Source organism: Microbacterium sp. (assembly GCF_030149085.1).
GTDB lineage: Bacteria > Actinomycetota > Actinomycetes > Actinomycetales > Microbacteriaceae > Microbacterium.
In genome coordinates this window covers 1-5,948 of sequence record NZ_JASBSF010000166.1, presented here as the reverse complement: position 1 = coordinate 5,948, position 5,948 = coordinate 1, and the positions used below count along the sequence as shown (strand labels likewise).

Here is a 5,948-nt window from a genome sequence, read left to right as displayed (position 1 = left end):
ATTCTGCGTGATGACCCCGGTTGCGATCCCGTGCTCTTCGAGTGCGGCGATGGCGCGGTGCCCGGCGTTGGGTTCCGCCGAGGCGAATCTGCGCCAGCCGAGATGCGAGCCGACCCAGTAGCGTCGACGCGCCTCATCGCTTCCGAGAAACTGCTCGACGGTCATCGGGCGTCGTACGGGCGCCCCTTTGCCACGGTCGTCGGGGATGCCGGAGTCAGTTGACACCCCGGCCCCGGTGAGGATCGTCATGGTGCGCCCGTCAAGAACGCGGAGTGCACGGGAGAGTGCTTCGGGAACGTCCGCGGCAGCGCCGTCGATGAGCGACATGCCTGCCTCCTCTGCCTTGCCTCGTGCCAGTCTAGGCATCCAGGTTTTCGGGGATGTTTCGTGCTGCTGGGCCTGCACCGCCAGAATGAGAGGATCGAGGGATGCAGCGCATCGACGTCCGAGATGCGACGGACCCGCGGCTCGAGGATTACCGGGATCTCACCGATGTCGCCTTGCGCCGCCGCATCGAGCCTGCCGGAGGCCTGTACATCGCGGAGTCTGCGAAGGTGATCGGCCGCGCGTTGGGCGCGGGTCATCGGCCGCGTTCGGTCCTGGTGCAGGAGAAGTGGATCGATGATCTCGTTCCGTTGCTCGCACAGCACCCGACCGTTCCGGTGTACGTTGTCGAGGCCGACCTCGCTGAGCGCCTCACGGGCTACGCCGTGCACCGTGGCGCCTTGGCGGCCATGCACCGGCCGGAGATGCCGCCGCTTCGGAATGTCCTCCGGGAAGCGAGACTCGTGGTCGTGCTCGAAGACATCGTCGACCACACCAACGTCGGTGCGATCTTTCGTGCCTGCGCAGGCCTCAGCGCCGATGCGGTGCTCGTCTCGCCGCGCTGTGCCGATCCGCTCTACCGGCGGAGCGTCAGGGTCAGCATGGGAACCGTCTTCCAAGTGCCGTGGACGCGACTGCCCGACTGGGACCAGACGCGCAGCATCCTGCACGAGGAGGGTTTCCAGATCGCGGCTCTCGCGCTGCGTGAGGATGCTGTTTCGCTCGATGACTTCGAGCCGGCCTCCCGCGTGGCGCTCCTGCTTGGCGCCGAGGGTGACGGACTCACACCGAAAGCTCTCGCCGCTGCCGACACCGTCGTGACCATCCCGATGGCGGGAGGCGTCGACTCACTGAACGTTGCCGCCGCGAGCGCCGTTGCGCTGTGGGCGCTCAGGAATCCTCGCTCGGCAGAGTGATCGCGCCCGTCGTCGCTATCGGAAGCGGCTGCGGACGTTTGGCCGTCAGGTTGTCTCCCGACGACTGATGACGCAGGCGTCGCAGGACCCAGGGCACAAGGTGCGTGCGCGCCCAGACGAGATCGCCCGCGCGGGCTTCGCGCCACGTGCGGGAAGGGAAGGGATCCGGCTGCATCGGCACAAGATCGTTCGACACGTTCAGCGCGCGCAAAACCATTCGCGCGACCTCGTGGTGACCCAGCGCGTTCAGATGCAGTCTGTCGTCATCGAAGAAGCGCGGATCTTGAATCTCTTTGAGAGACCACTGGTCGGCGACGATGCAGTCGTAGCGGTCGGCGATGGCGCGCAGGTTCTCGTTGTAGATCGCGATCTTGCCGCGAAACGCGCGGAACACCGGGGTGAAACTCGTGTCGATGCCCGTGAAGATCACGACTGTCGCGCCGGTGCTGCTCAAGCGCACAACGGCATCCTCGAACAGCTGGGAGATCTCGTCAGGATCGGTGCCGGGACGGATGACGTCATTGCCGCCGGCGCAGAACGTGATGAGGTCGGGAGAAAGTGCGAGGGCCGGTTCTACCTGCTCGTCGACGATCTGGGCGATGAGCTTGCCGCGCACGGCAAGATTCGCGTAGGCGAAGTCCTCGGACTGCGACCCCAGCACGTCGGCGACGCGGTCGGCCCAGCCGAGGTGTGATCCGGGATGAGCGGGGTCGGGGTCGCCGATGCCCTCCGTGAACGAGTCGCCGAGAGCCACGAACCGTCGCCAGGGGTGAGGTTCGCTGTTGGCGATGAACGGAGTGCGGTGTTCGTCGGTGGCGGCCATTCTCTGTCCTCCTGGTCGTCTATCGTAGTCGGGCGGTCCGACGAGCGACCGATGTGTGTGGGGAGGGGGAGCGTGCACGAGACAGCGCCGGTCCCGGGATCCGATCACCCGCGGGGGAGCTTCGCCGCCGAACACCTGTCGCCGTCCTATCCGCAGCGCGCCCCGTGGGGAACTGCCGGGCGCTTGCGCGCGTGGCAGGCAGAGGCGCTTGATCAGTACTTCGACATGGACGGGCCCGATGGCCCGGGCGGTGGACCTCGCGACTTCCTGGCCGCCGCGACGCCCGGTGCCGGCAAGACGACGTTCGCTCTGCGCCTGGCAACCGAGTTGCTGCGGCGCGGGATCATCGACCGGGTCGTCGTCGTTGCCCCGACCGAGCACCTGAAGACCCAGTGGGCGGATGCCGCGGCGAGAGTATCGCTGCGCCTGGACCCCCATTTCACGAACCGTCACACCCGTCCCGCCCGCCACTACCACGGGGTCGCGGTCACCTACGCGCAGGTAGCCACGAAGGCGTCAGTGCACCAGGGGGTCACGGAGACGGCACGGACGCTCGTGATCCTCGATGAGGTGCACCACGGCGGTGATGCCCTCAGCTGGGGAGACGCGCTCCGCGAGGCTTTCGGACGCGCGACACGACGCCTGCTGCTGTCGGGCACTCCCTTCCGCAGTGACACGGCGCCCATCCCGTTCGTGGAGTACCACCCCACGGCTGAAGGCATCCGCGTGTCTCGTACCGATTACGACTACGGGTATCGGCGCGCCCTCGAAGACGGGGTCGTGCGTCCCGTGCTCTTTCTCGTCTACGCCGGCCACATGCGGTGGCGAACCCGCACCGGCGACGAGATGGAAGCGCAGCTCGGGCAAGACAACACGAAAGACATCCCGGCGCCGGCCTGGCGCACAGCTCTCGAGCGGGGCGGCGCGTGGATTCCGGCTGTGTTGCGATCGGCCGATCGCCGGCTCACCGAAGTGCGAGAGCACGTTCCGGATGCCGGCGGCCTGGTGATCGCCACGGATCAGACTGCCGCGCGGGCGTACGCACAGATCCTGCAGACGGTGACCGGCGAAGAGCCGACGGTCGTGCTCTCTGATGAGCCCGAGGCATCCGCCCGCATCGAGTCGTTCGCCGCCGATACGAGCCGCTGGATGGTCGCCGTGCGAATGGTGTCCGAGGGCGTTGATGTGCCGCGGCTCTCGGTCGGGGTGTACGCGACCTCGGCGTCGACGCCGCTGTTCTTCGCGCAGGCGATCGGCCGGTTCGTGCGGGCGCGGCGCCGCGGCGAGACGGCCAGCATCTTCCTGCCGCACGTGCCGCCGCTGCTCGCCTTGGCCGGAGAGCTCGAACGCCAGCGCGATCACGCGCTCGACCGCCCCTCGGACGAGGACGGCGAATGGTCGGCTGAAGACGACCTGCTCGCGGCTGCGGAGCGCGAGGATGCCGCATCCGACGCGTTGACCGACGAGTTCGAGTACGCGGCTCTCGGCGCCATCGCACACTTTGACCGTGTGCTGTTCGACGGTAAGGAGTTCGGACAGCTCGCCACGCCGGGAACGCCCGAAGAGGAGGAGTTCCTCGGCCTTCCCGGGCTCCTCGAACCCGAACACGTACACGATCTGCTGATGCAGCGGCAGGCGCGGCAAAGCCGCCACCGGCAGGCGCGCGAAGCGCGAGAGCGTGAGGCGGGGGCGATGGATGACGCGCCGCCCGCGCCGCCTCCTGCGCTGCACCGCACGCTGAAGGAACAGCGGCAACTGCTCAACAGCCTCGTGGGGCTGTACGCGAGGCAGTCTGGCGAACAGCACGGCCATGTCCATGCCGAGCTTCGCCGTATCTGCGGGGGCCCGGCAGTCTCGCACGCGACGGTCGCGCAGCTTCAGGCGCGTATTGATGTGCTGCGCGTCCGGGTGAGGTCGTAGCCGGGATTCGGTTCTCCAAAATGCTGCGAATCCTCGGATTCGAGCGGGCGGCCCTCGCCGTGTCTCCTACCCTGGGGAGGACCCCAGAAGGAGCCCGATGAACGCCGAATCGACGGCTGGCGAGCGGCGGAGGTGGGCTCAGTACCTTGTGGACGAGCGCGCCGAAGCGCGCGTATACCGTGAGCTGGCTGCCCGCCGCACCGGCGAGGAGCGGGCGATCCTGGAAGCCCTCGCGGATGCCGAACGTCGGCACGAGTCCCACTGGCTCCAGTTGCTCGGCGGCGAGCCGGAAACGCTGCCGCGACCACGACTGTCGACGCGAACGCTCGCGTGGATGGCGCGGCACTTCGGATCGATCTTTGTGCTCGCGCTCGCTCAGAACGCCGAGGCCCGTTCTCCCTACGACAGCGATCCGCACGCGACCTCGCAGATGGCTGCCGATGAGAAGATCCACCACGAGGTCGTGCGTGGGCTTGCCGCCCGCGGACGACGGCGGCTGTCGGGGACGTTCCGGGCCGCGGTCTTCGGCGCGAACGACGGCCTGGTCTCGAACCTCGCCCTCGTCATGGGAATCGGTGCGACCGGAGTCGCCCCGCAGTTCGTGCTGTTCAGCGGTATCGCGGGTCTGCTCGCCGGTGCGCTGTCGATGGGCGCCGGTGAGTTCGTGTCCGTGCGATCCCAGCGTGAGCTGCTGGCGGCGACGCAGCCGAACGATTACGCGGACGACGTCTTGTCGTTCCTCGATCTCGATGCGAACGAGCTGGCGCTGGTGTTCCGAACACGAGGGATGCCGGAAGACGAGGCTCTTGCGGCGGCGCGCGCAATTATCGGCGACGCGCAAGCGGCGGGCCCCGGTGCGCTTGCTCGCGGTGGCATCGGCGGCGAGGGCGAGGATGACGTCGTCGGAAGCGCGTGGGGCGCAGCGATTTCGAGCTTCCTGTTCTTCGCTTCGGGAGCGATCATTCCGGTGCTGCCGTGGATATTCGGACTGTCGGGACTCGCGGCAGTTGTGACGGCGCTGGCGCTCGTCGGCGTTGCGCTCCTGGCGACGGGCGCGACCGTCGGGCTGCTGTCCGGTGGTCCGCCGTTGAAGCGTGCGCTACGGCAGCTCGCGATCGGCTTTGGAGCAGCAGCGGTGACGTACGTTCTGGGACTGCTCTTCGGCGTGTCGGTCGGCTGATGCGGGCGCCTGGGCCTGCGATGGGTGCCGACGGGAATAGTCCCCGCGATGTCGCGGTTCGATGTGACATGAGCGAGTCTTCTGCTGCCCCGATCAAGGTCGACGTCTGGTCGGACGTGCAATGCCCCTGGTGCTACATCGGGAAGCGACGTTTCGAGAAGGGTGTGCTGGCCTCGGGAGTTCCCGTGGAGATCGAGTACCACTCCTTCGAGTTGGCCCCCGATACTCCGGTTGACTACGACGGCTCACCGGTACAGTACCTCTCCGAGCGGAAGGGCGTCTCGCCCGAGCAGGCCGCTCAGATGGTCGAGCGCGTGACGACACTCGCTGCGGGTGAGGGTCTCGCATACGACTACGACCACATCCACCAGACGAACACGATCAAAGCCCATGAACTGCTGCACTACGCGAAGGAGCGCGGTGTGCAGGCAGAGATGAAGGAAGCTCTCCTGAAGGCCTACTTCGTCGACGGCGGGCATGTCGGCCGGATCGAGGATCTCGCCGATCTCGCCGCAACCGTCGGGCTCGACCATGACGACGTCGTCCGGGCGCTCGAGTCGGGCCAGTACACCGCAGCGGTGAAGGCGGATGTCGCGCAGGCCGCTGCGTACGGCATCCAGGGCGTACCCTTCTACGTCTTCGACGGCAAGTACGGTGTCTCCGGAGCGCAGGAGAGTGAGACCTTCGCCCAGGTGCTTGCGCAGGTGGCATCGGAGCGGACTCCCGCATGACCGACGCTTCCCCGACACCGCAGGCCGCCGCCCAGCCGTTCACAATGCTCGGC

6 protein-coding genes are annotated in these 5,948 nt (G+C 67.5%); 4 read left to right on the top strand and 2 right to left on the bottom strand.

Annotation, left to right across the window (positions count from 1 at the left end; genetic code table 11):
- Window positions 1-327 (bottom strand): Sir2 family NAD-dependent protein deacetylase (locus Q1V87_RS06775; protein ID WP_300591415.1); only part of this gene is annotated, 327 nt, incomplete at its 3' end.
- A 101-nt stretch (window positions 328-428) separates the two neighbouring features.
- Here Q1V87_RS06775 and Q1V87_RS06770 point away from each other — a divergent pair.
- On the top strand, window positions 429-1,241 hold the full coding sequence (locus Q1V87_RS06770) for an RNA methyltransferase (RefSeq protein WP_300591414.1): 813 nt from the start codon (window positions 429-431) through the stop codon (window positions 1,239-1,241).
- On the opposite strand, the gene Q1V87_RS06765 is transcribed toward Q1V87_RS06770, so the two are convergent.
- Window positions 1,216-2,064 carry an SGNH/GDSL hydrolase family protein gene (locus Q1V87_RS06765; RefSeq protein WP_300591413.1) on the bottom strand — a complete coding sequence of 283 codons (849 nt, stop codon included), beginning with the start codon at window positions 2,062-2,064 and terminating at the stop codon, window positions 1,216-1,218. The two genes, Q1V87_RS06770 and Q1V87_RS06765, sit on opposite strands and share 26 nt — an antisense overlap.
- Window positions 2,065-2,136: 72 nt before the next feature.
- Here Q1V87_RS06765 and Q1V87_RS06760 point away from each other — a divergent pair, with 72 nt between their 5' ends.
- The 3 genes from Q1V87_RS06760 to Q1V87_RS06750 all read left to right on the top strand — a co-directional run bounded on the left by Q1V87_RS06760 (window position 2,137) and on the right by Q1V87_RS06750 (window position 5,895).
- Entirely contained in the window at window positions 2,137-3,984 is a 1,848-nt protein-coding gene (locus Q1V87_RS06760) for a DEAD/DEAH box helicase (protein WP_300591412.1), read from the top strand.
- A 97-nt stretch (window positions 3,985-4,081) separates the two neighbouring features.
- Entirely contained in the window at window positions 4,082-5,164 is a 1,083-nt protein-coding gene (locus tag Q1V87_RS06755; protein ID WP_300591411.1) for a VIT1/CCC1 family protein, read from the top strand.
- A 68-nt stretch (window positions 5,165-5,232) separates the two neighbouring features.
- Window positions 5,233-5,895: a DsbA family oxidoreductase gene (locus Q1V87_RS06750; RefSeq protein ID WP_300591410.1), complete on the top strand. Its 663-nt coding sequence runs from the start codon at window positions 5,233-5,235 to the stop codon at window positions 5,893-5,895.
- Window positions 5,896-5,948: the final 53 nt, after the last annotated feature.